We start from the raw sequence: 23590 nt of genomic DNA, 5'->3' as shown, positions 1-23590 counted from the left end.
GCGCCTGCGGACGCGGCGTACCCAGGTGCGGCCGCCCCGGCGCCGACGGGGTGGCCCCGAGCCCGCGCCAACGGCCTGACCAGCCGTGGCACCCCCCAAGAGAAAGGCCCCTGCATGCGGCACGGCATACAGCACGCGGACGTCGCCACCGCGGAACTGGACTCGGCCCTGCGCGGCGGCCCCTTCCATGTGGCCCTGCGCGCCGCGATCGCCGCCCGCGGGCTGCCGCTCCAGCGCGTGCAGCACCACCTGTCGCGCTACGGGGTCAAAGTGGGCGTCACCAGCCTGAGTTACTGGCAGCAGGGCGCCCGCCGCCCGCAGCGCCCGGAGTCGCTACGGGCCGTCCGCGCGCTGGAGGAGATCCTCCAGCTCCCGGACGAGTCCCTGATCCGGCTGCTCGCCGAGGCCGACCAGGGCCCCGCCGTGCGCCGCCCCGCGACCCGCTCCTACCGCTCGCTGGTCGAGGCCTCCGACGTGCTGGAACAGCTGCAGGCCGAGCTCGGCTGGTACCTGGACGGCGGCCTGCACACGCTGGGACACCACGAGCGGGTGCGGATCGGAGCCCACCGCGAACTGGCCCTCCGCGAGTCGCAGTACATCGTGCGCGCCCACCGCGACGGCGTCGACCGCTTCGTGGCCGTGCACCACGGCGACCCCGGCTGCGCCCCGCAGCACATGGCCGTGCACGCCCTGGAGAACTGCCGCACGGGACGCGTCCGCGCCGACCACGAGACCGGCCTGCTCGTCGCCGAGATCCTCTTCGGCACCCGTCTGCGCTCCGGCGACACCTTCCTCTTCCGCTACGCCGTCGAGGACGGCACGGCCGGTGCCTCACGCGAGTACGTCCGCGGTTTCGGCTTTCCCGGAGGCCAGTACACCCTCCAGGTGCGCTTCGCCGCCGACGCCCTGCCGACCCGCTGCCACCGCTTCGCCCAGCACTCGGCGGCGGCTCCGCGCAGCGGCCGGCAGTCCCTGCCGCTCAGCGGGCTGCACCGCTCCGTCCACCTGGTCGAGCCCCGGGTACGGCCGGGCCTCCTCGGGATCGGCTGGGACTGGGAGTAGCCGGGGCCGGGGCCGAGTCCGCGCGTCGGATCAGGCGCCGGGTCCCGCCACGATCCGGCCCTTCACCGCTTTGACCGGGAGTTCGTTCAACGGCTCGGTGGCCGGTGACCGCACCACCTTCCCGCTCACGGCGTCGAACTCACTGCCGTGGCAGGGGCAGACCAGCGTCGTGCCCTGGAGCTTGTTGATCGGGCACCCCGCGTGCGTGCAGATCGTGCTGTATGCCCGCAGAGCGCCGTCGGTGGTCCGGCTGACCACCACGTTGTGCTCCCGGTAGAGCTTCGCGCCGCCCTTGGCCACCTCGCTCTCGGCCCCGAGATCGACGGGCGCGGTCGGCGTCGCGTCCGCCGAGGTGCCGCCGGCGGGAGCCTTGCAGGCGGCCAGCCCCAGCGCGGCGACCGGTGTGACCGCCGCCCCGCGCAGGACGGTACGGCGGCTCGCGGAGGGACGGGCGGGCATGAGGGCTCCAGGTGGGTCGGGCGGTGCGGGTGTTCGTCGCGGCGGCGGGACCGGGGACGGGCGAGGCGAGAAGGAGAGCGGGCGGGAATGGGGCGGGGGCGGGACGGCCAAGGGGTGCGGGTCGGCCAAGAGGCGCGGAACAGCCGTCCGGGATGTGCGCAGGGCGACGATACCTGGACAGATCACCCCGCTTCGGGGTGGGTCGGGTAGGGCAGGAGCGACGTGCGGGGCGGTGGGTCGACCGAGGGGGACGTAAACGCTTGCGCAAGCGTTTACGCGCGGGTGTCGGATGAGGTAGCTTCCCGGCCGAGCCTTGCCGTAGAGCGGGAGACGAGGACGGGAGCCCCATGCCCACCATGGCCGACGTGGCCCGGAGCGCCGGTGTCTCCGTGGCGACCGTCTCTCATGTGCTGAACGAGACGCGTCCGGTACTGCCGCACACCCGCCAGGCCGTGCTCGACGCCATCGAGGAGCTGGGCTACACGCCCAACACCCTGGCCCGTTCCCTGGTGACCTCCCGCACCCGCTCGATCGGGCTCGCGGTGTCGGCGATCAGCAACCCCTACTTCACGGAGATCCTCCAAGGCGTCGAGGCCGCCGCTCTGGAGAAGGGCTACAGCCTCCTGATCGCCGACCCGCACGACGACCCCGGGCACGAACGGAAGGTCGTCCAGCTCCTCCACGAGCGTCGTGTCGACGGCATGATCGTCGCCCCCTCCGCCGACCCGCGCGAACTCCTCGCCTACCTCGGCCGTCATGCCGTACCGACCGTCCTGCTCGACCGGGTGATCGACGGACCTGTGGACGGCGCCCCGCGCTTCGACCAGGTGTGCGCCGAGAACACCGAGCCGACGGCCCGGCTCGTCACCCACCTCGCCGGTCTCGGGCACCGCCGGATCGGCCTGGTCGCGGGGCTGCCCGGGCTGAGCACCACCGGCGAGCGCATCGCCGGCTACCGGCAGGGGCTGGCGGCCGCCGGCCTGCCCCTGGACGAACGGCTGGTCGTCCCCGGCAACTCCGAGTCCGACGGCGCCGGAGAGGCGACCGCCACCCTGCTGTCGCTGCCCGTCCCTCCCACGGCACTGGTCACCGCCAACAACGCGATGACCATCGGCGCCCTGCGCGCCCTGCGCGCACGCGGCCTCTCCGTACCGGACGACATCGCCCTGTGCTGCTTCGACGACTTCGCCTGGGCCGATCTGTTCTCGCCCCGGCTCACCGCCATCGCCCAGCCCAGCAGGGAGATCGGCGCCGAGGCGGTCCAGGTGCTGCTCGAACGGCTCGCCTCGCCCGACCGGCCCGCCCGGACCGTACGGCTCCCGTGCGCCTTCGTGCACCGGACGTCGTGCGGATGCCGGGAGGAGAGCGGCGGCAGCAGGGGCGCGCGGTCCGGGCACCACGAACTCCCCTAGTACTCCGAACACTCCGAGGCCTTGTACTCCGATCGCTACGAGCCCCCCTAGCACTCCGAACGCTCCGAGCCCCCAGCACCTCGAGAAAGGAACCCTCTCGTGATCGTCGTCGCCGGTGAGGCACTGATCGACCTGGTACCGCAGGGCACGGGCGCCCTCGCGGCCCTGCAGCCGACGCCCGGCGGCGGTCCGTACAACACGGCCGTGGCCCTCGGCCGCCTCGGCTCCCCCACCACGTTCTGCTCCCGTACCTCCTACGACGCCTTCGGGGAGGCCCTGCTGGACGGGCTGCGGCGGGCGGGGGTGGATCTCTCGCTGGTGGAGCGTGGCGCGGAGCCGACCACGCTCGCGGTCGCCACGGTCGACGCGCGGGGCTCCGCCTCGTACTCCTTCCATGTCGACGGCACCGCCGACCGTCTGTTCGCCGCCCCCGCCGACCTCCCCACCACGACCCGCGCCGTGTCCTTCGGCACGCTGTCGCTCGTCCTGGAACCGGGGGCGAGCGCCTATGAGGAGCTGATGCGCAGGGCGGCCGGGCAGGGCCTGTTCACCGCCCTCGACCCCAACATCCGGGCAGGCCTGATCCCGGACCCGGACGCCTACCGGGCGCGCTTCAAGAGCTGGCTGCCCTCGGTGACTCTCCTCAAGCTCTCGGAGGAGGACGCGCTGTGGCTGGGCGGCACCCCGCTCGAATGGCTGGCGGCGGGGCCCTCAGCGGTCGTGATCACTCATGGCGGGGACGGTCTGAGCGCCTTCACCCGTGACGGCACCGTGTACGCCGTCCCCGGTGAGGAGGTCGCCGTCGTGGACACGATCGGCGCCGGTGACACCGTGAACGCGGCGCTACTGCACGGCCTGGCCGCGCAGGACGCCCTGTCGGCCGAGGCGCTCCGGGGACTGGACGCCGACGGCTGGACAAGGCTGTTGCGGTTCGCGGCGCGGGCGGCCGCGATCACCTGTTCCCGGGCGGGCGCGGAGCCGCCGTACGCCTCCGAACTCGGGAATCCTTGAGGGACGTTCGGCACTCCCCCACCGGTTCACCACCATCGCTGATCTCGCTGTTGAGGAGTCAAGGTTCGCCGTGGCCGCAGGGATCGGGCGGCTGATCTTGCAACGAGCGGCGCCCCGCGGGAAGTTCCCGCGGGGCGCCGTACTTTTCTGGATTTGTCGGAGCAGATGCCCCGGAGCACTCAGGCCTTGCGGGCCTGCGTGGTCTTCTTCGCGGGCGTCGCCTTCTTCGTGACCCCGGCGGCCTTCTTCGTCGCCGTGTTGTTGGTGGTCGTGGCGGTCGCCGTCCGCTTCGCCGTGGACTTGGCCGCGACCGTCTTCTTCGCCGCCGTCTTGCGCGGGGCCTTCACCGAGCTGGCGTCGCTGACCCGGTCGGCGCCGAGGATCTCGCGCAGGAACTTGCCGGTGTGGCTGGCCGGAACGGCGGCGATCTCCTCGGGCGTGCCCTCGGCGACGACGAGTCCACCGCCGGCACCGCCTTCGGGACCCATGTCGACGACCCAGTCCGCGGTCTTGATCACGTCGAGGTTGTGCTCGATGACGATGACCGTGTTGCCCTTGTCGACGAGGCCCGCGAGGACCTTCAGCAGCTTGCTGATGTCCTCGAAGTGCAGACCGGTGGTCGGCTCGTCCAGGACGTAGACCGTGCGCCCCGTGGAACGCTTCTGCAGTTCGCTGGCGAGCTTCACGCGCTGCGCCTCACCGCCGGAGAGGGTGGTGGCGGACTGGCCGAGACGGACGTAGCCGAGACCGACGTCGTTCAGCGTCGTGAGGTGGCGGTTGATCGCCGGGACGGCCTCGAAGAAGTTCATGGCCTCTTCGATGGGCATGTTCAGGACCTCGGAGATGGACTTGCCCTTGTAGTGGACCTCCAGGGTCTCCCGGTTGTACCGGGCGCCGTGGCAGACCTCGCACGGGACGTAGACGTCCGGGAGGAAGTTCATCTCGATCTTGATGGTGCCGTCGCCCGCGCAGTTCTCGCAGCGGCCGCCCTTGACGTTGAAGGAGAAGCGGCCCGGCAGGTAGCCGCGGACCTTCGCCTCGGTGGTCTCGGCGAAGAGCTTGCGGATGTGGTCGAAGACACCCGTGTACGTCGCCGGGTTCGATCGCGGGGTGCGGCCGATGGGCGACTGGTCGACGTGCACGACCTTGTCGACGAGGTCGTCGCCGTCCACGCGGGTGTGCCGGCCCGGGACGTTTCTCGCGCCGTTCAGTTCGCGGGCGAGGTGCGTGTAGAGGATGTCGTTGACCAGCGTCGACTTGCCGGAGCCGGAGACGCCCGTGACGGCCGTGAACACGCCCAGCGGGAAGGAGACGTCGATGTCCTGGAGGTTGTTCTCCCGGGCACCGTGCACCGTGAGCCGGCGGGACGGGTCCTGCGGGCGGCGGATGTCCGGCAGCGGGATCGACTTCTTGCCGGACAGGTACTGGCCGGTCTGCGACTCGGCGTTGACCAACAGCTCCTTCAGGGAGCCGCTGTGCACGACCTTGCCGCCGTGCTCGCCGGCGCCGGGGCCGATGTCGACGACCCAGTCGGCGACCTTGATGGTGTCCTCGTCGTGCTCGACGACGATGAGCGTGTTGCCCATGTCGCGCAGCCGGACCAGGGTCTCGATCAGCCGGTGGTTGTCCCGCTGGTGCAGGCCGATCGACGGCTCGTCGAGGACGTACAGGACGCCGACGAGACCGGAGCCGATCTGGGTGGCCAGGCGGATGCGCTGGGCCTCGCCGCCGGAGAGGGTGCCGGCCGCGCGGTTCAGCGAGAGGTAGTCCAGGCCGACGTCGACCAGGAACTTCAGCCGCTCGTTGACCTCCTTGAGCACGCGCTCGGCGATCTTCTTGTCGCGGGCGTTGAGCTTCAGCTCGCCCAGGAAGTCGGCACAGTCGCTGATGGACATCGCCGAGACCTCGGCGATGGACCTGTCCATGATCGTGACCGCGAGGACGATCGGCTTCAGGCGCGTGCCCTGGCAGGTGGGGCAGGGCACCTCGCGCATATAGCCCTCGAAGCGCTCACGGCTGGCGTCGCTCTCGGCCTCGCTGTGCCGGCGCTTGACGAAGGGAACCGCGCCCTCGAACGGCGTGGTGTACACCCGCTCGCGGCCGTACCGGTTGCGGTAGCGGACCTCGATCTGCGTCTTGTGGCCGTGGAGCAGGGCCTTCTTGGCTCGCTGCGGCAGCCCGGCGAAGGGGATGTCGGTGCGGAAGCCCAGGGCGTCGGCGAGGGCGCCGATCAGCCGGCCGAAGTAGTCCTTGGTGTGCCCGTGCGACCAGGGGTGGATGGCGCCCTCGTCGAGGGACTTGTCCTCGTCCGGGACGATCAGCTCCGGGTCGACCTCCATGCGCGTGCCGATGCCGGTGCACTCGGGGCAGGCGCCGAAGGGCGAGTTGAAGGAGAAGGAGCGGGGCTCCAGCTCCTCGAAGGACAGATCGTCGTACGGGCAGTACAGGTGCTCCGAGTACATGCGCTCGCGCTCGGGGTCGTCCTCGGGGAGGTCGACGAAGTCGAGCACGACCATGCCGCCGGCGAGGCCGAGCGCGGTCTCCACGGAGTCGGTGAGGCGGCGCTTGGCGGTGTCCTTCACCGTGAGACGGTCGATGACCACCTCGATGGTGTGCTTCTCCTGCTTCTTCAGCGCCGGCGGGTCGGAGAGCTGGATCGTCTCGCCGTCCACGCGCGCGCGGCTGTAGCCCTTGGTCTGGAGGTCGGCGAAGAGGTCGACGAACTCGCCCTTGCGCTCGCGCACCAGCGGCGACAGCACCTGGAAGCGGCTGCCCTCCGGCAGCTCCAGGACCTTGTCGACGATGGCCTGCGGCGACTGGCGGGAGATCGGCCGGCCGCATTCGGGGCAGTGCGGCTTGCCGATGCGCGCGAAGAGCAGCCGCAGGTAGTCGTAGACCTCGGTGATGGTGCCGACCGTCGAGCGCGGGTTGCGCGAGGTGGACTTCTGGTCGATGGACACCGCCGGGGACAGGCCCTCGATGAAGTCCACGTCCGGCTTGTCCATCTGGCCGAGGAACTGGCGGGCGTACGAGGAGAGCGACTCCACGTAGCGACGCTGGCCCTCGGCGAAGATCGTGTCGAAGGCCAGGGAGGACTTGCCCGACCCGGACAGGCCCGTGAAGACGATGAGCGAGTCACGAGGCAGGTCGAGCGAGACATTCTTCAGGTTGTGCTCACGCGCGCCACGGACGATGAGACGGTCGGCCACAGCCGGTCCGCACCTTTCTTGAGAGAAGTGACAGGGGCAGGGCCCCGTGCTTCTTCAGACTAGGGGGAGCCACTGACAACGCCGGTCGGATTCCTGGATGCGTAAACAATCCCGGACCATCCAGCATGCCCGACGCCGCCACCGAAGATATAGCACGCGCATTCGATTTACGGAGCCCGCGCGAAACCTTCACCCGAAGGTGTGGCGGGACTACTGTCAGTCGCATGATTGATCACGCTCATGACCTGGCGTCTGTACAGGAAGCGACGGAACGGCTGCTCACCGCAGTCGCCGCACTGGACAACGCGTCCGTCGCGCGACCGTCACGGCTGCCCGGCTGGACGGTCGGTCACGTCCTGGCCCACCTCGCCCGCAACGCGGACGCGCTCACGAACGTCCTCGACGGACGCCCCATGTACGTCAGCGGCGAGGCCCGGGACGCCGACATCGACCGTGACGCACCGCGCGCGCTCGACGTCCACCTCGCCGACCTGCGTGACAGCGACGCCCGGTTCCGGGCCCGCGGCGCCGAGCCCGCGGACTGGACGCGCACGGTGGAGCTGCGCAACGGGGTCACCGACTCGGCGGCGCAGGTGCCGTTCCGGCGCTGGGCCGAGGTGGAGCTGCACCATGTCGACCTCGGGATCGGGTACGAGCTGGAGGAGCTGCCGGAGGAGTTCACGGAGCGGGAGATCGACTTCCTCGCGGACCGCTTCGGCGGACACCAGGACGTCCCGTCGACCGGGCTGCGCAGCGACAGCGGCCGTGTCTGGACGACGGGCGGTGGCGCGCCGGGAGGCCCGGTCTCGGTCGAGGGCACGGCCGCCGACCTGCTCGGCTGGCTCGCCGGCCGCCGCGACGGCTCGGCTCTGAAGGTGACGGGCGGAACGCTGCCCGCCCTGCCGCCGTTGTAGCAGGCGGCACCTCGCCGGCCACTCCCCGCTATAGGCTGACCGCCATGACGTACAGCGGAGAGGTGACGGTCGGTGGACCGGCGGACGTGCACGAGCTCAAGGACCTGATGATCACCAAGGTCGCGGTCGGGCCGATGGACAACAACGCCTATCTGCTGCGCTGCCGCGCGACGGACGAGCAGTTGCTGATCGACGCGGCCAACGACGCGGAGACTCTGCTGGGCATGATCGGTGACGACGGCATCGCGTCCGTCGTCACCACGCACCAGCACGGCGACCACTGGCAGGCGCTGGCCGAGGTCGTCGCCGCCACCGGCGCGCGGACGTACGCGGGCCGCGAGGACGCCCCCGACATCCCGGTCACCACCGACGTCCCCGTCGACGACGGCGACGTCATCCGGGTCGGCCGCGTGGAGCTGACCGCCCGCCATCTCGTCGGCCACACCCCCGGCTCCATCGCCCTGGTCTACGACGACCCGCACGGCCACCCGCACGTCTTCACCGGGGACTGCCTCTTCCCCGGCGGTGTCGGCAACACGTTCAAAGACCCGAAGGCCTTCGCGAGCCTGATCCACGACGTCGAGACGAAGATCTTCGACACGCTGCCGGACGAAACCTGGGTGTACCCGGGGCACGGCAACGACACCACGCTGGGCACGGAGCGCCCGCACCTGTCGGAGTGGCACGCGCGCGGGTGGTGAGCACGGGGGCGGCCGAACCCGAGGCGCGAGCACGGGGCGTGAGCGCAGGGCGTGCGTCCACTGGCGTACGCCCGTGAACCGCCTCGCGCGCCCGTGAACTGCTTCGCGCGCCCCGTGTGAACAGTTCGCACACGCCGGAGCCCGGCGCACGCTCCCGGCGTGCGCGGTCGCGCAGTCAACTGGTAGCAGCCCCGCACAGGATGACGGCTCCTGCGCGGTACGGGCCGCCGGTCATCATTCCCCGCCCTCGACCGGCGGCCCCGGCGCGTCCGCCCGCATCCGAGGCAGTGTTCACAAGACCGCAACACCCGTTCCCAGTATGCGGACAAAAACCCTCTTGACCTGGACAAACGCGGACTTCGCTGTCACTCTCCCGCCATGCACCCTGCCCCGAGCGCACTGCGTCGCGCTGTCGCCGCCGCCACCATAGCCCTGCTCGCCACCGCTGTCGGCTGCGCTCCGCAGCCGGACGACAAGGCGTCCGGGAGTTCCTCCTCGTCGGCCGGAACCACCTGCGCCAAGGGCAAGTTGGCCACCCAGACCTCCGGCAAGCTGACGATCGCGACGGACGAACCGGCGTACGAGCCCTGGTTCAAGGACGACAAGCCGGCCAACGGCGAGGGCTTCGAGTCGGCGGTCGCGTACGCCGTGGCGAAGCAGCTCGGCTACGACAAGAGCGCGGTCGTCTGGCAGAGCGTGCCGTTCAACAAGGCGTTCGCGCCCGGTGTGAAGACCTTCGACTTCGACATCAACCAGGTGTCCATCAGCACCGAACGCAAGAAGGCCGTGGACTTCTCGTCCGGCTACTACGACGTGCGCCAGGCGGTCATCGCGCTCAAGGGCAGCAAGGCCGCGAAGGCGACGAGCATCGCGGGCCTGAAGGGCCTCAAGCTGGGCGCCCAGGTCGGCACGACGAGCCTGAACTACATCAGCGACGTCGTGAAGCCGTCCCAGGAGGCGGCCGCGTACTCCAAGAACGACCAGGCCGTCTCGGCGCTCAGGAACGGTCAGGTGGACGCGATCGTCGTCGACCTGCCGACCGCCTTCTACATCACCTCGGCCCAGGTGACGAATGCCGAGATCGTCGGCCAGTTCGAGAACCAGGGCGATGCGCCCGAGCAGTTCGGGCTCGTCCTGGACAAGGGCAGCGCCCTCACCTCCTGCGTGAGTTCGGCCGTGGACGCCCTGCGCAAGGACGGCACCCTGGCGGCGCTGGAGAAGCAGTGGCTGTCGGACGCCGTCGACGCGCCGGTGCTCAAGTGACGGTCGCGAAGGCCGAGTCCGGGGAGGACTCCGGCGAAGACGGAATGCGCGACGCGTACGTCCCCTCGCAGCGGCGCCTGGACCGGGAGCGCCACAAGCGTGCCCGCGCGCGGCGCGCGACCGCGATCGCCGCGCTGTCGACTCTGGTCACGGCCGTCGTCCTGTACCTGGTCGTGGTCAGCGCTCCGGGCTGGGAGCGCACCAAGGAGACCTTCTTCGACGGGCAGTACGCGCGCGAGGCGCTCCCCAAGGTCCTCGAAGGTCTCTGGCTCAATGTGCGGCTGCTGCTGATCTGCGGTGTGCTGGTGCTGCTCCTCGGCATGCTGATCGCGATCGCGCGCACCCTGCCGGGGCCGGTGTTCTTCCCCGTGCGGGCACTGGCGGCGGCGTACACGGACTTCTTCCGCGGTCTGCCGCTGATCATCAACCTGATGATCGTGGTCTTCGGCGTGCCCGCGCTGCGCCTCCAGGGCGTGACCGTCGATCCCGTGCTGCTGGGCGGTACGGCGCTCACCCTGACGTACTCCGCCTACGTCGCCGAGGTGTTCCGCGCGGGCATCGAGTCCGTGCACCCCTCGCAGCGCGCCGCGGCCCGCTCGCTGGGGCTGACCAACCGGCAGGCGCTGCGCCACGTGGTGCTCCCCCAGGCCGTGCGCCGTCAGGTGCCGCCCCTGCTGAACGACCTGGTGTCACTGCAGAAGGACACCGGGCTCGTGTCGATCGGCGGTGCGATCGACGCCGTGCGGGCGGCCGACATCATCGCCCAGCGCAGTCTCAACTACACGCCCTACATCGTCGCGGGGCTGGTCTTCGTGGCGCTGACCATCCCGATGACCCGTTTCACGGACTGGGTGACCGCGCGGATGGACCGGCAGCGGGCCCAGGGAGGATCCGTATGAGCGACGCAACCGTCCTGCGTATGGAGTCCGTCCGCAAGACCTTCGGCGAGTCGGTGGTGCTGCGCGATGTCGACCTGGAGGTCGCCCCGCACACGGTGACCGCGCTGATCGGCGCCTCCGGCTCCGGCAAGTCGACGCTGCTGCGCTGCGCCAACCTCCTGGAGGAGATCGACGACGGCGCGATCTGGCTGGACGGCGAGGAGATCACCGACCCGCGCGCGGACCAGGACGCGGTACGGCGCCGGATCGGCGTGGTCTTCCAGGCGTACAACCTGTTCCCGCACATGACCGTGCTGGAGAACATCACCCTGGCGCCGCGCCGGGTGCACGGCGTCTCCCGCGCGGAGGCCGAGGAGCGGGCCGGGGAACTCCTCAGGCGCCTCGGACTCGGCGACAAGGCGACGGCCTATCCGGACCGGCTCAGCGGCGGTCAGCAGCAGCGTGTGGCGATCGTGCGCGCCCTCGCGGTACGGCCGCGGCTGCTGCTGCTCGACGAGATCACCGCCGCCCTCGACCCGGAGCTGGTGGGCGAGGTGCTCACCGTGGTCCGCGACCTCAAGGAAGAGGGCATGACCATGGTGCTGGCCACGCACGAGATGGGCTTCGCCCGGGACGTCGCCGACCAGGTCTGCTTCCTGGACGGCGGTGTCGTCCTCGAACGCGGCACGGCCGAGCAGGTGTTCGGCGACCCGCAGCAGGAGCGCACCCGGCGCTTCCTGCGGCGGATCGTGGAGGCCGGGCGACTCTGAAGGACCTGAAGCCCCTGCTGCCCCCTGAGGGCGTGAGGGCTACGCGTCGGCGGTCGCGGCGCCCACCAGCGCCGCCACCCGCTCCACGCCGAACACATAGCCCTGCACGCCGCATCCGGCGATCACACCGTCGGCGCGCAGGGAGACGTAGGAGTGGTGCCGGAACGACTCGCGCTTGTGGATGTTGGAGATGTGCACCTCCAGCACCGGCATCCCGTCACAGGTGTTGAGGGCGTCCAGGATCGCGACCGAGGTGTGCGAGTACGCCCCCGGGTTGATGACGATCCCGCAGTGGCCGAGCCGGGCCTCGTGGATCCAGTCGACGAGTTCGCCCTCGTGGTTGGACTGCCGGAAGTCCACGGTCCCGCCGTGCGCGGCCGCCGCCTTGGCGCACAGCGCCTCGATGTCGGCGAGCGTGTCGGAGCCGTAGATCTCGGGCTGGCGCTGGCCCAGCAGGTTCAGATTGGGCCCGTTGAGGATCATGATCGGGGCGTTGGCCAGGGTGCGGGGCACGATTCCTCCGGTCCGTTCGGACGACGAGCGGCCCTCGGAGGACCGCAGCTCAGACCGGTTTATCACGGTGCGCCGGGGCGCCTCCGAAGGAGGCCGTGCGCCCCCGTAACTCGTGATCACCGTGGGTAGTTGACGCGGCATGAGCGATGTACGCACCGTGAGGGCCCCTTCGATGCTGCGGCTGGCGGCCGCCTCGCTCGCCGGTACGGCGATCGAGTTCTACGACTTCTTCGTCTACGGCACGGCCGCGGCGCTCGTCCTGGGGCCGCTGTTCTTCCCGACGTTCTCGCCGGTGGCGGGGACGCTGGCGGCGTTCGGCACGTTCGGAGTGGGGTTCGTGGCCCGGCCGCTGGGCTCGATGCTGTTCGGGCACATCGGGGACCGGCGCGGCCGGCGTCCGGTCCTGGTCATGTCCCTGTGGCTGACCGGAGCCTCGACGGTCGCGGTCGGGTTCGTGCCGGCGTACGACCGGATCGGCGTCGCCGCTCCCCTGCTGCTGCTCCTGCTGCGCTTTCTGCAGGGGCTGGGGCTCGGCGGGGAGTGGGGCGGTGCGGTGCTGCTGACGGCGGAGCACGCGCCTGCCGGACGGCGCGCCCTGTGGTCGAGCTTTCCGCAGATCGGTCCGGCCGTCGGCTTTCTGCTCGCCAACGGCGTGATGCTGGCCCTGTCGGCGACCCTGACCGACGCGCAGTTCGCCCAGTGGGGGTGGCGGGTGCCGTTCTGGGCGGCGGGCGCGCTGGCGCTGGGCGGGCTGTGGCTGCGCTCCTCGCTCGCCGAGAGCCCCCGGTTCCTGGAGATCGACGACCACGCGCGCGTGCCGCTCGTCGACGTCGCACGGCACCACTGGCGGCTGGTGCTGCTGACGGCGGGGGCGCTCGCGGTCGGGTACGCGGTGTTCTACGCGGTGACGACCTGGTCGCTGGCGTACGGGACCGAGCGTCTCGGGGTGAGCCGTACCGTCATGCTGACCTGCATCATGGCCGCGGTGGTGGTGAAGGGCTCGCTCACCCCGGTGATGGCCCTGCTCGGCGACCGCTTCGGCCGCAAGCCGCTGTGTCTGGCGGGGTGCACGGCCTCGGCGCTGTGGATGTTCCCGATGGTCGCGCTGCTGGCGACCGGCCAGCCGCTGCTGATGTTCCTGGGGTTCGCGGGTGCGCTGGTCGCCTTCATCACGATGTTCGCGGTGATCGCCGCCTATCTCCCGGAGCTGTACGAACCCCGGGTGCGCTGCACCGGTGCCGCCGTCGGCTACAACCTCGGCGGGGTCCTCGGGGGCGCGCTCACCCCGATCGTGGCGACGGCACTGGCCGAGCACGGCGGGCGCGTGCCGTGGGGTGTCGGGGCGTACCTGACGGCGATCGCGCTGCTGAGCCTCGGCTGCTTCGCGCTGCTTCCGGAGACCCGTCCGGTGCCGGTGGCAGCGACCGAGCCGGTCACCGGATGAGGGCCTCCGGGCCCGCCGCTACGGATTGATCGCCAGTTCCAGGTACGCGGCGAACAGCACCAGGTGGACGCCGCCCTGGAGCGGTGTGGCCCGGCCCGGCACCACCGTCAGGGAGCTGACCACCACGGTCAGCGCGAGCAGCAGCATATGAGTGGCGCTCAGGCCGAGGACCAGGGGTCCGGACAGCCAGATGGAGGCGAGGGCGACGGCGGGGATGGTCAGGCCGATGCTCGCCATGGCCGAGCCGAGCGCCAGGTTGAGGCTGGTCTGCACGCGGTCCCGGCGGGCCGAGCGGAGTGCGGCGATGGTCTCGGGGAGCAGCACCAGCAGGGCGATGATCACACCGACGACGGCCTGGTGCAGGCCGGCCGCCGCCACGCCGGACTCGATCGTCGGCGACACGCCCTTGGCCAGTCCGACGACGCCGACGAGGGCGAGGCCCAGCAGGCCGAGGCTGATCGAGGCGGTGCGCGCGGACGGGGCCGCGGCGTGGTCGTCGATGGTGATCACCTCGCCCTGGCGGGTGATGGGCAGGAAGTAGTCGCGGTGCCTGACGGTCTGGGTCGTCACGAACAGGCCGTACAGGATCAGTGAGGACAGGGCCGCGAAGGTGAGTTGGACGCCGGAGAACTCGGGTCCGGGTTTGCTGGTGGTGAAGGTCGGCAGCACCAGGCTGAGTGTGGCCAGGGTGGCCACGGTCGCCAGGGCGGCGCCGGTGCCCTCGGGGTTGAAGACCGCGGTGCCGTGGCGCAGTGAGGCGACCAGGAGACAGATGCCGACGATGCCGTTGCAGGTGATCATCACCGCGGCGAAGACAGTGTCCCTGGCCAGGGTGGAACTCTTGTCACCGCCGTCGGCCATGAGCGTGACGATCAGGGCCACTTCGATGATCGTGACGGCGATGGCGAGGACCAGGGAGCCGAAGGGTTCGCCGACCCGGTGGGCCACGACCTCGGCGTGGTGGACCGCGGCGAGGACGGATGCGGCGAGGACGACGGTCACCAGGGCGACGACCGCGCCGGGCAGATGGCGGCCCCAGGTGAACAGGAGCAGGACGACCGCGAGCACCGGCACGAGGAACGTCCACTGGGTGGTGAGCGACCTGAGCCGAATGATCATGCAGCGATGGTGGCAGAGGCGTACAGGGTTCGCATTCCGGTCCTTTCGTTCCCCGGAGGCCGGTCGCCGGTACGGCACGGCCCCCGGGTCGTACAGGTGCGGTCGGTCGAGCGGTTACGTGAAGTCGGTCAGGTCCACGACGTCACAGTCGGTGAAGGACGGCGGCCGGGTGCACAGGGCGGCCATCCGCTCGGCGAACTTGCTCGTCTCGGGGTCGCCGCTGTTCCGCATGGCCTCCTCGTAGGAGTTGAACTCGATCACGCCGAGGTAGTGGCCGGGCCGGCTCCGGTCCCTGAGGATCAGGCGGCGCGTGGGGCCGTCCTCGCGGCCGGCGAGCTGGTTGCCCATCTCGTCGGCCAGGGCCTTCAACTCGTCGATGCGGTCGGTCTCGAAGTCGATGATCTGGACGAACGTCATGGTTGCCTCCACCGGGTGGCGGCGTCCCCGGACGGGGGACGCTCGCCACTCAAGGAAGCATCGGGAGCGGTGGGTCGGCAATGCGCTTCGCACCGCTCCACGGGGTGGTTGTTCCTACGTCCGACGTGGTCAGACGTCGATGCTGTCCTTCGGAGCGCCTTCGCTCCGCGCCTGCGCCGCCTCGGCCGCCGCCTGCTTCCTGGAGGCCATCAGGCTGGTGATCGTGGTGACGATCAGGACCGCGCAGATGACACCGAGCGAGACCGGGATGCTGATCTCCGGGACATGGACGCCGGACTCGTGCAGGGCGTGCAGCACCAGCTTGACGCCGATGAAGCCGAGGATGATCGACAGGCCGTAGGAGAGGTGGACCAGCTTCCTCAGCAGTCCGCCGATGAGGAAGTACAGCTGCCGCAGCCCCATCAGTGCGAAGGCGTTGGCCGTGAAGACGATGTACGGGTCCTGGGTCAGGCCGAAGATCGCGGGGATGGAGTCCAGCGCGAACAGGACGTCGGTCGTACCGATGGCGAGCATCACGACCAGCATCGGGGTCATGACCCGCTTGCCGTTCTGCTGGATCCACAGCTTGGTGCCGTGGTAACGGTCGGCCACGCCGAACCTGCGCTCGGCGGCCTTGAGCAGCCTGTTCTCCTCGAACTCCTCTTCCTCCTCGTCGGCCCGGGCCTCCTGGATCAGCTTCCAGGCGGTCCAGATCAGGAAGGCGCCGAAGAGGTAGAACACCCACGAGAAGCTGGCGAGGATGGCGGCGCCGGCCGCGATGAAGATGGCCCGCAGGACCAGGGCTATCAGGACGCCGACGAGCAGCACCCGCTGCTGGTACTGCGAGGGCACGGCGAACTTCGCCATGATCAGGACGAAGACGAAGAGGTTGTCGACGCTCAGCGACTTCTCGGTGATGAAGCCCGCGAAGAACTCTCCCGCGGGTTGACCGCCGGAGAAGACAAGCAGGCCGAGGCCGAAGAGTCCGGCCAGGGCGATCCAGACGACGGTCCAGATTCCGGCTTCCTTGATGGATACGTCGTGCGGCTTGCGGCCGATGAAGAAGTCGACCGCGATGAGGGCGGCCAACCCCACGATGGTGAGGACCCACAGGGTCACGGATACATCCACTGCTTCCTCCGGTTAGTGAACGGCAAAGTTTCGGCGTTGCGCTACCGGAGGTCTCTTCCACCCGAGACGGGCCGACGCCCCGGGATCCGGTCGGATCCGTATTGACGGGGTCGCCGCAGCAGACAGGGAGTACTCCCCTCCGTGAGGAAAACAGTACCCCAATCACCAAGGAAAGGTAAAGCGATTGGCAAAGAAAAGATCAAAACACCTGGTCAGAGGAGTTTACATACGCTTGGTACGGGCGGCCGCGACCTGGGTGAGCGCCTGCTGGAGCACCTGACTGCCGGCCGGTACGAGGCAGGGCTCGTACGTCCAGGCGTGTCCCACCCAGGGATCGGCCAGATGATCGTCCGGCACCGGCGTGAGTCGCATCAGTGAACGCCAGAGCGGATCGAGCAGGGGGCCGTAGGCGGCGGCGTCCTCCAGATCGGCGACCAGCAGGAGATGGACGCCGACGCCCGGGCCCTCGTCCGCGAGGTAGCGCAGCTGGGTGACGGCACGGTCGTCGAAGCCGTGCGGGAAGTCGTTGACGATCAGCAGCTGCCGTGAGGTGTCCAGAGCGGGCGGCAGGGCGTCGGGCGCGCCGCCCCGTACCGCCATCTGCACCAGGTCGACGCGCTCGGTGAGCCGCCCCAGCACGTCCGCGACACCGGCCGCGCCCGTCGCCGGCGGCCCGGCCAGCACACCGGTGCCCGTCAGCGGGGCCAGCGCGGAGGCGGCGGCACCGGCGGGATCGATGACCTGTACGCCGAACTCATCCACCGGATGAGCGGCGAGCAGCCGGGCCGCGAGCTCCACCGCCGTCCGCAGGGCGAGGTGCCGCAGCTCGCCGGAGTCGGAGAAGTCGCCGTCAAAGGTCGCGGTGCGGCCGCTGTCGATCCACAGACCTCGCTCCAGGGGCAGCCGGACCAGCATCGGGATGCGCAACGGGACGCTCTCCGGGAGGTGGAGGTCGCCCAGTCGTACGGCCATCGGCGGCTCGGTCGGCACCTGGTAGCCGTGCCAGACGGGGTTGTCCCAGCGGGCGTACGCCGGTGGCAGGGCGGGCTCGACCACCTCGGACTCGGCGGTGAGCTGGGCGAGGTCACGGTCGAGGACCGCCCGGGCCTGGTCGACGAGCTGGGCCTGCCGGGCATGGGCGGCCTCGCGTGCGGTGTCGCCCACGGAGCCCAGACGGCTGCGCGGGTCGGAGAGGACCTGGTCGAGTTCCTTCTCCATGCGCGACTCGGCGAAGTCGACGGCACTGCGGTAGGCGGCGGTGGTGCGGGCCAGGTCCTCGAACATGCCCCAGACCTGGTTGTACAGCCGCTCGTCCATGGACCAGCCGACCGCGTCACCCGCGACGGGCGGGGCGGGCCCGTCGGCCGGCGCGGAGGCCTCCGGGGCCGCCGGAGCCGCCGGAGCCGTGGGCGGCGATGTCTGGCGGCGCTTCGGGTGTGTGTAGTCGACGGGGCCACCGGTGGGTGTGGCGGCTCCGGTGACGGCGGGCGCGTCGGCGGCCGGTGGCCGGGCACCGCCGGGTGCCGGCGTCGCGTCGCCGAGCCCGTCGGAGGAGCCTGACCGAACGCTGCCGGGGTCGGGTGCCTGCGGGTCGTACGGGGACCCGGCGGCGGTGCCGGGGTGCTCCCCGGCGACCGACGCTGCCGCACGGCGGGAGCGGTCGGTGTCCGTCGTACGCGCCGGGACCGAGCGGGCCATTCCGCGGGCCACCGCGTCCTCGATCGCGCGGGCGAGTTCGGCGGCCCGGGGCAGCCCCTGGTCGGTGAGGAGCGCGGTGAGGCCCGCGGCGTAGCCCTGGCCGACCGCGCGGATCTTCCAGGCGCCCTGGCGCCGGTAGAGCTCCAGGGCGACGACCGCCGACTCGGCGTCCAGGCCGGCGAGGGTGTAGCCGGCGACCTCAGTGCCGTCGAGGCCGGTGACCGCGGCGCGAGGGGCGGCGACGGCGCCGAAGCGGGACGGGCCGCCGGGCGCGGCGGGCAGGGCGATCAGAACGCTGACCCGGTGCACGGCGTCGGGGAGGGCGTCGAGGTCGACGGCGAGGCGGTGTTCGGCGGCCGCCTGCCGGGAGACCTCGATCCCGGGCAGGGTGGGCGCCCCCGGGTGGGCCACCCGGTCGGCGCCGCCCACCCGGCCGTTCTCGTCGGCGAGGGTGGCCCCGGCGACGACCGGCGCCTCGGCCGAGATCCGGATCTCGATCCGGTTCCGCGGGAGCGGATGGTTCTGCCCGCGCACCAACTCGGCCATAGCCCATGTCCCCCTGTGTGTCGTGCTCGTCGTACGCCGCGAGGCCCTCTGAAGGGCCGTCAGGCTAGAGGACCGGCAGGATGGTGGGCACCAGATCCTGGAAGGTGCGGCCCCTGGCGGGAACGCCCAGGGCCGTCAGCGTCCAGCCCGGGCCCGAGCGGTGCACCTTCGCCATGATCTGGGCGGTGTACTCGCCGCCGCCGTCGAGCGTGTAGCGGGCGAGTTCCTGGCCGTTGGTCTCGTCGACCAGCCGGCAGAAGGCGTTCTGCACTTCCTGGAAGGTCTGGCCGGTGAAGGAGTTGACCGTGAAGACGATCTGGTCGATGTGGACCGGGACGCGCGCGAGGTCGACGAGGATGGCCTCGTCGTCACCGCCCTGGCCCGCGCCGCCGACGAGGTTGTCGCCCGTGTGGCGGACCGAGCCGTCGTCGCTCACCAGGTGGCGGAAGAACACGACGTCGACGGGCTGCTTGTCGGCGAAGAGCACCGCCGAGGCGTCCAGGTCGATCTCACGGGTGCGCGAGCCGAACAGCCCGCGCCGGGGCGCCGCCTTCCAACCAAGACCCATCCGGACGGCGCTGAGGGAGCCGCCGTCCTTCTTCTCCAGGCTGATGGCCTGACCCTTGGTCATGTTGACGGTCACGGCTGCTTCCCCTCGTCGGATGTCCCCGGTTGCCGCGCAGAGCGCGGTTGACCGAAACCCTATGCAGCGCCACTGACAGTGCCGAACCCCGGCCCGCGCTTTGTGTCGGTCTTGCAACACTTCGCGCCCTTGCCGGGGTCCGGCCGCGGCCCAGGGGTCAGGCCAGGCCCGCTTCCCTCATCTGACGCAGTTCCTTCTTCATCTCGGAGACCTCGTCCCGCAGCCGGGCCGCGATCTCGAACTGCAGATCCGCGGCGGCGGCACGCATCCGCTCCGTCATCTCCTCGATCTGCTCGGCGAGTTCGGCCGCGGGACGGTCGGTGGGCACCGTTTCCCTTGCCTTGCCCTTGGCGGCCTTGCCGGCCTTCGCGCCCTTGGCCGCCTTGTCGCCCAGGGACGGAACGGGTGCCTTGGCGCCCTTGCCGTCCTTGAGGTTGCGGTAGCCCGAGCCGAGCAGTTGTTCGGTGTCGACCTCTTCGCGGGCGATCTGCGCGACGATGTCGTTGATCTTCTTGCGCAGCGGCTGCGGGTCGATGCCCCTGGCCTTGTTGTAGGCGACCTGCTTCTCCCGGCGCCGGTTGGTCTCGTCGATGGCCTTCTCCATCGCCGGGGTGATCTTGTCGGCGTACATGTGGACCTGGCCGGAGACGTTGCGCGCCGCACGGCCGATGGTCTGGATCAGCGAGGTCCCGGAGCGCAGGAAGCCCTCCTTGTCGGCGTCCAGGATCGCCACCAGGGACACCTCGGGCAGGTCGAGGCCCTCACGGAGGAGGTTGATGCCGACCAGGACGTCGTACTCGCCGGAGCGCAGCTCGCGCAGCAGCTCCACACGGCGCAGGGTGTCGACGTCGCTGTGCAGATAACGCACCTGGATGCCGAGTTCCAGGAAGTAGTCGGTGAGGTCCTCGGCCATCTTCTTGGTGAGCGTGGTGACCAGGACCCGCTCGTCCTTCTCGGTGCGCTTGCGGATCTCGTGCACCAGGTCGTCGATCTGGCCCTCGGTGGGCTTGACGACGACCTCGGGGTCGACGAGGCCGGTGGGGCGGATGATCTGCTCGACGACGCCGTCCCCGCGGGACAGCTCGTACGCGCCGGGGGTCGCCGACAGGTACACGGCCTGCCCGATCCGCTCCTGGAACTCCTCCCACTTCAGGGGGCGGTTGTCCAGGGCTGAGGGCAGCCGGAAGCCGTGGTCCACAAGGGTGCGCTTGCGGGAGGCGTCGCCCTCGTACATGGCGCCGATCTGCGGCACGGTGACATGCGACTCGTCGATGACGAGGAGGAAGTCGTCCGGGAAGTAGTCGAGCAGGGTGTTGGGCGGGGAGCCGGGCAGGCGGCCGTCGAAGTGCATCGAGTAGTTCTCCACGCCGGAGCAGGTGCCGATCTGGCGGAGCATCTCCAGGTCGTACGTGGTGCGCATGCGCAGGCGCTGGGCCTCCAGCAGCTTGCCCTGCTTCTCCAGCTCGGCCAGGCGCTCCCCCAGCTCCTTCTCGATGTCGTTGGCAGCCCGCTCCAGGCGCTCGGGGCCCGCGACGTAGTGGGAGGCCGGGAAGACGTACAGCTGCTGGTCGTCGCTGATGATCTCGCCGGTGAGCGGGTGCAGCGTGGACAGCGCCTCGATCTCGTCGCCGAACATCTCGATGCGGACCGCGAGCTCCTCGTAGACCGGGAAGATCTCGATGGTGTCGCCGCGGACGCGGAAGGTGCCGCGGGTGAAGGCCAGGTCGTTGCGCGTGTACTGGATGTCGACGAAGCGGCGCAGCAGGTCGTCGCGGTCGATCTCGTCACCGATCCGCAGCGGGACCATGCGGTCGACGTACTCCTGCGGCGTGCCGAGGCCGTAGATGCAGGAGACCGAGGCGACCACGATGACGTCGCGGCGGGTGAGGAGGGAGTTGGTGGCGGAGTGGCGCAGCCGCTCGACCTCCTCGTTGATCGAGGAGTCCTTCTCGATGTAGGTGTCCGACTGCGGGACGTACGCCTCGGGCTGGTAGTAGTCGTAGTACGAGACGAAGTACTCGACCGCGTTGTTCGGGAGGAGCTCTCGGAACTCGTTGGCCAGCTGGGCGGCGAGCGTCTTGTTCGGCGCCATCACGAGGGTGGGGCGCTGGAGCTTCTCGATCATCCACGCGGTGGTGGCGGACTTGCCGGTGCCGGTCGCGCCGAGGAGGACGACGTCCTTCTCGCCGCCTTCGATGCGCTTGGCCAGGTCGGCGATGGCCGTCGGCTGGTCGCCGCTGGGCTGGTACGGGCTGACGACCTCGAAGGGCGCCACCGTGCGTTCGATGTGGGAAACGGGCCGCATGGACTCCACCGTACGACCCCGCACTGACAACCGGTTCTGATCAGCGGTTCTGCGGGGTGCGCGAGCTGTGGTGGCTCTGCTGGCGGCCGACGCGCGGCGAGAGGCGGCGGCTCGGGTGGTGGGTGACATCGGCGGCCGGGACGCCCGCCTTGTGCTCCACACGGAGCCGGTCGGGCTTGCCCGTGACCATCAGCGGATCGAAGATCACGACGACGGCGGCGAGGCAGAGGAAGGCCAGCGGGCCGATCAGCATGGGGGCGAGCAGGGAGGCGGGCGAGTCGCCGGGGCCCGTCACGCCGGAGCCGTGAAGGTGGACGTCGAGGGCGGCCATCCCGGTGTAGTGCATACCGCTGACGGCGAGTCCCATGACGAGGCTCGCGCCGACGCTCCACAGGAAGCCGCGGATCTGCCCGGCCGCCCACAGGGCCGAGGTGGCGGCCACGACCCCTATCACGACCGACGCGGCCACGGTGAGCGTGTTGTACTCCAGCGTCCCGTTGAGGCGCAGGCCGGCCATGCCGAGGTAGTGCATCGAGGCGATGCCCAGCCCGGTGATCGTGCCGCCGGTGAAGAGCGCGGTTCCGGTCGCGCCCCGGTAACCGACTATGAAGATCCCGACGCCCACCATGACGATGGCGAGGCCGAGACTCGCGTACGTGAGCGGCTTGTCGTACTGGATCGGCGTCTCCTTGACGCTGAACCCCATCATGGCGACGAAGTGCATGGTCCAGATGCCGGAGCCGATCGCCGCCGAGCCGAGGGCCAGCCAGGCGGGCCGCCAGGAGTGCGCCACCAGCATCGCTCTGGTCGTGCAGCGCAGCCCGAGAGCACCGCCGAGGCAGGCCATCAGATAGGCCACCAGCGGGGTGACCACCCCATAGCTGAATCCGTCGACCGTGCCCTGCATGCGCGGCTGCCCTTCACCCTTTGCGTCCCGGAATATTGGAATTGCGCCCCCGTCCCAGGACCGCCCGAGCGGTCAGGGTTGACGCAGAGAGTATGACCCGCACCGGAATGGTCGAACGATTTTCCGGCAAAGAAACACGGCCTTGCCCCAGTTGTGCGGCACCAGTGAGTGGACTTGGGCAACTCCATTCAATCTGTGGCCATCCCGTACCCGGCCGCTGTTGACTCCCTGCTGTCACTCTGGTGCTGTCCGTATTCGCTCGACGTGAGGACGACGCATGCACGCGCGCGCCGTTGCCGCCGTGACCACCGCGCTCCTGGGCACGGCGGCCCTGCTGAGCCCGGTCCCCACCGCCCGGGCCGGCGATGCCGCCGAGCCCACCGTGCTCGCTCATCGGGGGGCCTCCGCCTACGCGCCCGAGAACACGCTGGCCGCCATCGACAAGGCGGCCGCGCTCGGCTTCACCTGGGTCGAGAACGACGTCCAGCGCACCAAGGACGGCCGGCTGGTGGTGATCCATGACGACAGCCTCCGGCGCACCACCGACGCCGCACAGGTCTTCCCCGGCCGGGCCCCTTGGAAGGTGAAGGACTTCACCGCCGCCGAGATCGCCCGGCTGGACGCGGGCAGCTGGTTCTCCCCCTCGTACGCGGGCACGCGCGTGCCGACGCTGGCGCAGTACATGCGCCGGGTCGAGCACAACCACGAGAAACTGCTCCTGGAGATCAAGAACCCGGAGCTGTACCCGGGGATCGAGCGGCAGATCCTCAAGCAGCTGGGTGACGAGCACTGGCTGGACCGGGGACACCTCGACCGGATCATCGTGCAGAGCTTCAGCGCGGACAGCCTGCGCATCGCGCACGATCTCCAGCCGGCCGTGACGACCGGCTATCTCGGCACACCGTCCGTGTCGTCCCTGCGCCGGTACGCGGGCTTCACCGATCTGATCAATCCCTCGGTGGACTCGATCTCCGCCGACTATGTGAATACCGTTCATTCGTTCGACGGTCCGCACGGCAGGCCGCTGCGCGTCTTCACCTGGACGGTGAACGACGCGCTCACCACGTGGAAGGCCGTGGGTTACGGCGTGGACGGGATCATCACCAACAAGCCGGACGTGGTGCGGGCCGCGCTGCGCGCGAGCTGAGCCCGGCCGGACGGCGGGCGTTGTCAGTGGCGGGCCGTACG

20 protein-coding genes are annotated in these 23590 nt (G+C 70.3%); 10 read left to right on the top strand and 10 right to left on the bottom strand.

From position 1 onward, the window contains the following. Window positions 1-114 precede the first annotated feature (114 nt). Entirely contained in the window at window positions 115-1062 is a 948-nt protein-coding gene (locus ACGFZS_RS05170; protein ID WP_393793925.1) for a hypothetical protein, read from the top strand. A 30-nt stretch (window positions 1063-1092) separates the two neighbouring features. Here ACGFZS_RS05170 and ACGFZS_RS05165 read toward each other — a convergent pair whose 3' ends face one another. Then, window positions 1093-1521 (bottom strand): ubiquinol-cytochrome c reductase iron-sulfur subunit, encoded by a 429-nt coding sequence (locus ACGFZS_RS05165; protein ID WP_393793924.1) that lies wholly within the window; start codon window positions 1519-1521, stop codon window positions 1093-1095. 347 nt (window positions 1522-1868) lie between these two features. Between ACGFZS_RS05165 and ACGFZS_RS05160 the strand changes: the two genes are divergently transcribed. Continuing rightward, a complete protein-coding gene (locus ACGFZS_RS05160) occupies window positions 1869-2933 on the top strand; it encodes a LacI family DNA-binding transcriptional regulator (protein WP_393793923.1) in 1065 nt (354 codons plus the stop codon). Between the two features lie 99 nt (window positions 2934-3032). Next, complete coding sequence (locus ACGFZS_RS05155) at window positions 3033-3944, top strand: carbohydrate kinase (protein ID WP_393793922.1); 912 nt, start codon at window positions 3033-3035, stop codon at window positions 3942-3944. A gap of 179 nt (window positions 3945-4123) precedes the next feature. On the opposite strand, the gene uvrA is transcribed toward ACGFZS_RS05155, so the two are convergent. Then, window positions 4124-7153: an excinuclease ABC subunit UvrA gene (gene uvrA, locus ACGFZS_RS05150; RefSeq protein ID WP_393793921.1), complete on the bottom strand. Its 3030-nt coding sequence runs from the start codon at window positions 7151-7153 to the stop codon at window positions 4124-4126. 224 nt (window positions 7154-7377) lie between these two features. On the opposite strand from uvrA, the gene ACGFZS_RS05145 reads away from it, so the two are divergent. The 5 genes from ACGFZS_RS05145 to ACGFZS_RS05125 all read left to right on the top strand — a co-directional run bounded on the left by ACGFZS_RS05145 (window position 7378) and on the right by ACGFZS_RS05125 (window position 11679). Next, window positions 7378-8067 (top strand): maleylpyruvate isomerase family mycothiol-dependent enzyme, encoded by a 690-nt coding sequence (locus ACGFZS_RS05145; RefSeq protein ID WP_393793920.1) that lies wholly within the window; start codon window positions 7378-7380, stop codon window positions 8065-8067. A 44-nt stretch (window positions 8068-8111) separates the two neighbouring features. Then, window positions 8112-8768, top strand: a complete 657-nt coding sequence (locus ACGFZS_RS05140; RefSeq protein WP_393793919.1) for an MBL fold metallo-hydrolase — start codon at window positions 8112-8114, stop codon at window positions 8766-8768. Window positions 8769-9146: 378 nt separating this feature from the next. Beyond that, window positions 9147-10031 (top strand): ABC transporter substrate-binding protein, encoded by an 885-nt coding sequence (locus ACGFZS_RS05135; RefSeq protein WP_393793918.1) that lies wholly within the window; start codon window positions 9147-9149, stop codon window positions 10029-10031. Beyond that, window positions 10028-10930 carry an amino acid ABC transporter permease gene (locus tag ACGFZS_RS05130; RefSeq protein WP_393793917.1) on the top strand — a complete coding sequence of 301 codons (903 nt, stop codon included), beginning with the start codon at window positions 10028-10030 and terminating at the stop codon, window positions 10928-10930. Before ACGFZS_RS05135 ends, ACGFZS_RS05130 begins: the two co-directional genes overlap by 4 nt. Next, a complete protein-coding gene (locus ACGFZS_RS05125) occupies window positions 10927-11679 on the top strand; it encodes an amino acid ABC transporter ATP-binding protein (RefSeq protein WP_393793916.1) in 753 nt (250 codons plus the stop codon). Before ACGFZS_RS05130 ends, ACGFZS_RS05125 begins: the two co-directional genes overlap by 4 nt. A gap of 39 nt (window positions 11680-11718) precedes the next feature. Here the strand turns inward: ACGFZS_RS05125 and aroQ are convergent, their stop codons facing one another. Continuing rightward, entirely contained in the window at window positions 11719-12192 is a 474-nt protein-coding gene (aroQ, locus tag ACGFZS_RS05120) for a type II 3-dehydroquinate dehydratase (RefSeq protein ID WP_362581397.1), read from the bottom strand. Between the two features lie 139 nt (window positions 12193-12331). Here aroQ and ACGFZS_RS05115 point away from each other — a divergent pair, with 139 nt between their 5' ends. Then, on the top strand, window positions 12332-13636 hold the full coding sequence (locus ACGFZS_RS05115) for an MFS transporter (protein ID WP_393793915.1): 1305 nt from the start codon (window positions 12332-12334) through the stop codon (window positions 13634-13636). 18 nt (window positions 13637-13654) lie between these two features. On the opposite strand, the gene ACGFZS_RS05110 is transcribed toward ACGFZS_RS05115, so the two are convergent. The 7 genes from ACGFZS_RS05110 to ACGFZS_RS05080 form a co-directional block, all read right to left on the bottom strand. After that, complete coding sequence (locus ACGFZS_RS05110) at window positions 13655-14755, bottom strand: ionic transporter y4hA (protein WP_365680601.1); 1101 nt, start codon at window positions 14753-14755, stop codon at window positions 13655-13657. Between the two features lie 114 nt (window positions 14756-14869). Continuing rightward, on the bottom strand, window positions 14870-15172 hold the full coding sequence (locus ACGFZS_RS05105) for a hypothetical protein (protein ID WP_365680599.1): 303 nt from the start codon (window positions 15170-15172) through the stop codon (window positions 14870-14872). A gap of 129 nt (window positions 15173-15301) precedes the next feature. Further along, a complete protein-coding gene (locus ACGFZS_RS05100) occupies window positions 15302-16303 on the bottom strand; it encodes a TerC/Alx family metal homeostasis membrane protein (protein ID WP_365680597.1) in 1002 nt (333 codons plus the stop codon). Window positions 16304-16525: 222 nt separating this feature from the next. Further along, window positions 16526-18547, bottom strand: a complete 2022-nt coding sequence (locus ACGFZS_RS05095) for a TerD family protein (protein ID WP_393793914.1) — start codon at window positions 18545-18547, stop codon at window positions 16526-16528. 64 nt (window positions 18548-18611) lie between these two features. Continuing rightward, a complete protein-coding gene (locus ACGFZS_RS05090) occupies window positions 18612-19190 on the bottom strand; it encodes a TerD family protein (RefSeq protein WP_355718919.1) in 579 nt (192 codons plus the stop codon). 157 nt (window positions 19191-19347) lie between these two features. Beyond that, on the bottom strand, window positions 19348-21495 hold the full coding sequence (gene uvrB, locus ACGFZS_RS05085; RefSeq protein WP_393793913.1) for an excinuclease ABC subunit UvrB: 2148 nt from the start codon (window positions 21493-21495) through the stop codon (window positions 19348-19350). A gap of 40 nt (window positions 21496-21535) precedes the next feature. Beyond that, the gene (locus ACGFZS_RS05080; protein ID WP_393793912.1) at window positions 21536-22402 is read right to left on the bottom strand and encodes an MHYT domain-containing protein; all 867 of its coding nucleotides are present in this window, start codon (window positions 22400-22402) and stop codon (window positions 21536-21538) included. A gap of 277 nt (window positions 22403-22679) precedes the next feature. Here ACGFZS_RS05080 and ACGFZS_RS05075 point away from each other — a divergent pair, with 277 nt between their 5' ends. After that, window positions 22680-23549 (top strand): glycerophosphodiester phosphodiesterase, encoded by an 870-nt coding sequence (locus ACGFZS_RS05075; RefSeq protein ID WP_393793911.1) that lies wholly within the window; start codon window positions 22680-22682, stop codon window positions 23547-23549. The last annotated feature ends 41 nt before the right edge of the window (window positions 23550-23590 follow it).

The sequence above is a fragment of the Streptomyces sp. NPDC048288 genome (assembly GCF_043201555.1).
Lineage (GTDB): Bacteria > Actinomycetota > Actinomycetes > Streptomycetales > Streptomycetaceae > Streptomyces.
Note: the sequence above shows the minus strand (reverse complement) of the source record. Positions and strands in the feature narration are given on the sequence as shown.

What these genes read in the sequence shown, in the direction of transcription:
- ACGFZS_RS05075 (WP_393793911.1), top strand. Translation starts at nt 22,680, where the DNA reads ATGCACGCGCGCGCCGTTGCCGCCGTGACCACCGCGCTCCTGGGCACG.
- ACGFZS_RS05160 (WP_393793923.1), top strand. Translation starts at nt 1,869, where the DNA reads ATGCCCACCATGGCCGACGTGGCCCGGAGCGCCGGTGTCTCCGTGGCG.
- ACGFZS_RS05115 (WP_393793915.1), top strand. Translation starts at nt 12,332, where the DNA reads ATGAGCGATGTACGCACCGTGAGGGCCCCTTCGATGCTGCGGCTGGCG.
- ACGFZS_RS05145 (WP_393793920.1), top strand. Translation starts at nt 7,378, where the DNA reads ATGATTGATCACGCTCATGACCTGGCGTCTGTACAGGAAGCGACGGAA.
- ACGFZS_RS05095 (WP_393793914.1), bottom strand. Translation starts at nt 18,547, where the DNA reads ATGGCCGAGTTGGTGCGCGGGCAGAACCATCCGCTCCCGCGGAACCGG.
- ACGFZS_RS05080 (WP_393793912.1), bottom strand. Translation starts at nt 22,402, where the DNA reads ATGCAGGGCACGGTCGACGGATTCAGCTATGGGGTGGTCACCCCGCTG.
- ACGFZS_RS05125 (WP_393793916.1), top strand. Translation starts at nt 10,927, where the DNA reads ATGAGCGACGCAACCGTCCTGCGTATGGAGTCCGTCCGCAAGACCTTC.
- ACGFZS_RS05140 (WP_393793919.1), top strand. Translation starts at nt 8,112, where the DNA reads ATGACGTACAGCGGAGAGGTGACGGTCGGTGGACCGGCGGACGTGCAC.
- ACGFZS_RS05110 (WP_365680601.1), bottom strand. Translation starts at nt 14,755, where the DNA reads ATGATCATTCGGCTCAGGTCGCTCACCACCCAGTGGACGTTCCTCGTG.
- ACGFZS_RS05105 (WP_365680599.1), bottom strand. Translation starts at nt 15,172, where the DNA reads ATGACGTTCGTCCAGATCATCGACTTCGAGACCGACCGCATCGACGAG.
- ACGFZS_RS05170 (WP_393793925.1), top strand. Translation starts at nt 115, where the DNA reads ATGCGGCACGGCATACAGCACGCGGACGTCGCCACCGCGGAACTGGAC.
- uvrB (WP_393793913.1), bottom strand. Translation starts at nt 21,495, where the DNA reads ATGCGGCCCGTTTCCCACATCGAACGCACGGTGGCGCCCTTCGAGGTC.
- ACGFZS_RS05135 (WP_393793918.1), top strand. Translation starts at nt 9,147, where the DNA reads ATGCACCCTGCCCCGAGCGCACTGCGTCGCGCTGTCGCCGCCGCCACC.
- ACGFZS_RS05165 (WP_393793924.1), bottom strand. Translation starts at nt 1,521, where the DNA reads ATGCCCGCCCGTCCCTCCGCGAGCCGCCGTACCGTCCTGCGCGGGGCG.